We start from the raw sequence: 442 nt of genomic DNA on the forward strand, positions 1-442 counted from the left end.
ACCAGGGGGTTACAAAGGTTCCCTAAACAAAACGCCGACTGTCCTGTAACGACATGGCCGATCCCGGCATCTACTGGTATTCCTTACCCATACCTCGATACCCGTACTGACAAGGATCGGCCATGGATTACCTGCGCACCCCGGATTCCCGCTTTGAACGCCTGCTCGACTACCCCTTCGAACCGAACTACGTGGATGTGGGCGGATTACGCATGCATTACGTGGATGAGGGGCCGACCGACGGCAAACCGGTGCTGATGCTGCACGGGGAGCCGTCCTGGTCCTACCTGTACCGACACATGATTCCCATCTGCGCCGCCGCCGGCCATCGCGTGATCGCCCCGGATCTGATCGGCTTCGGCAAATCCGACAAGCCCACCGACATCAATGCCTACAGTTACCAGAACCACATGGACTGGGTGAAATCGCTGCTCGACCAGCT

At 58.4% G+C, this 442-nt stretch carries 1 protein-coding gene; it reads left to right on the forward strand.

The features are described from left to right. Positions 1-122: 122 nt before the first annotated feature. Positions 123-442: alpha/beta fold hydrolase (locus A3754_RS00345; RefSeq protein WP_156496627.1), on the forward strand; the 320-nt coding region annotated here is incomplete at its 3' end.

Source organism: Alcanivorax sp. HI0083 (assembly GCF_001635175.1).